The sequence below is a fragment of the Micromonospora sp. NPDC049799 genome (genome assembly GCF_040656655.1).
Lineage (GTDB): Bacteria > Actinomycetota > Actinomycetes > Mycobacteriales > Micromonosporaceae > Micromonospora.
In genome coordinates, this window is the sequence record NZ_JBFAMU010000756.1 from 1 (window position 1) to 1,818 (window position 1,818).

Consider the following 1,818-nt stretch of genomic DNA (forward strand, 5'->3'; position numbering starts at 1 on the left):
CCCGGCACGCGTTCTCCATCGGGCTTCCCGTGACCGTGGGCGCGAACATCGTCTCCCGCAGCACCTTCCGGACGTCCCTCGTGCCGCGGCCCGCGAGCAGGTACTCGGTGTGCGCCAGGTGGGACATCTCCTTGAGGTACGGGCCGACCACCTGACCGCCGTGCTCGGCGACGGTGGCCATCATCTTCAGCTCCTCGTCGAGCACCATGTACAGCTCCTCGACCTCCTTCGGGTCGGCGAGGAACCGCAGCAGCGCCGCCCGGTCGGCGCCCGTGCCACCGTGCCGGAAGGTGCCGCTGATCGGGTTCATCATGACCAGTCCGTTGTCGACGCTGACGTGCCGTTCCGGGCTGGCTCCGACGAGGATCCGGGTGCCGGTGTGCACGAGGAACGTCCAGTACGCCCCCCGCTCCCGCACCAGCAGCCGGCGCAGCGCGGCCAACGCCGCCACCAGCGGGGGACCCTGCACGGCGGCGCGCAGCGTGCGGTGGACGACGAAGTTGGCACCCTCGCCGCGACCGATCTCCTCGGCCAGCACCCGGCCGACTGTCGCCGCGTACTCCTCGTCGGTCACGTCGAAGGCCGCGCCCGACGTGACCACCGGGACGTCGGGCAGCGCGTCGAGCACCTCGGCCAGGTCGACCCGCTCGTGCCGGTCGATCTCCAGGCACTCCAGCGGCACGCCGTCGTCCACGCAGGCGAAGCCGCGCTCGGCGACCTGCCGGTACGGCACCAGCGCCAGGGTGCGGGGGCCGGTCGCGTCGGTCGCCAGCGGGATGTCGGCGAGCCGGTCCACCGCGCGGACGGCGCCGGTGAACAGGTCGACGTGGTCGGCGCCCTCACGCTTCACGAGCGCGAACGGACCGACCGCACCGGGGCGCGGGGCGGCGGCGATCAGCTCGGACAGGTGGGTCATCGGGTCTCCTCGGGCCGGGAGCCGCCCGTTCGGGGCGACCGCTGGGCCGGAAGGAAGACCGGCGGCCGCCTCGTCGGGCGGCCGCGTTGGGGAAAGCTACGCGCGGGGGGTGGCCGCCGGGTCGGCGGGCCACCAGCAGGTCGGGTGCGCGAGCATGCGCCCACCCTACGCGCTGGGCGCCGCGCCGGGAAGCCGGTCGGCGTGGAGTCGTCCGGCGGGAGGCCGGCCGGCCGGATAACGTGACCGGCGATGAACATTCTCGCCCTCGACCTGGGGACCTCCTCGGTCCGCGGACTGGTGCTGGACGGCGACGCCCGGCCGCTGCCCGGCGCCCTCGCCCGGCACAAGATGATTCTGACCGTCCACGACGACGGCACCGGCACCCTCGACGCCGGGGCCTACCTGGCCGGCCTGGTCGCGTGTCTGGACGAGCTGGCGGCCGGCGGTCACCTGCACGACATCGGGTTGGTCACCACGTCGGCGCAGTGGCACTCGGTGGTCCCCCTCGACGCCGGCGGCGGACCGCTCGGGCCGGTCCTCACCTGGTTGGACACCCGCCCGGTTCCGGTTGCCGGTGCCACCGGCCCGGTCGACGCCGACGCCTTCCACCAGCGCACCGGTACGTGGTGGCACCGCTGCTACTGGTCGATGCGGCTGCCCTGGCTGCGGGCCCACACCGGCACCACGGTCGCCCGGTTCGCCGGCCTGGCCGAGTACCTGTTCGGTGCGCTGCTGGACGCCGCCCCGATGTCCGTCTCCCAGGCCTCCGGCACCGGCCTGCTCGACCTGCGCACGATGGACTGGGACGCCGAGGCCTGCGCGTTGGCCGCCTCCCGCCGGGAGGAACTGCCCGAGCTGGCCCCGGACGGGTGGCGCGGGCGGCTGCGTGCCGACCACGCCCG

General features: G+C 74.5%; 2 protein-coding genes. One reads left to right on the top strand and one right to left on the bottom strand.

The window, feature by feature from the left end:
* On the bottom strand, window positions 1-916 hold a 916-nt coding region (locus AB0I76_RS29150; protein WP_357042137.1), incomplete at its 3' end, for a chorismate-binding protein.
* A 249-nt stretch (window positions 917-1,165) separates the two neighbouring features.
* Here AB0I76_RS29150 and AB0I76_RS29155 point away from each other — a divergent pair.
* Window positions 1,166-1,818: FGGY family carbohydrate kinase (locus AB0I76_RS29155; protein WP_357042140.1), on the top strand; the 653-nt coding region annotated here is incomplete at its 3' end.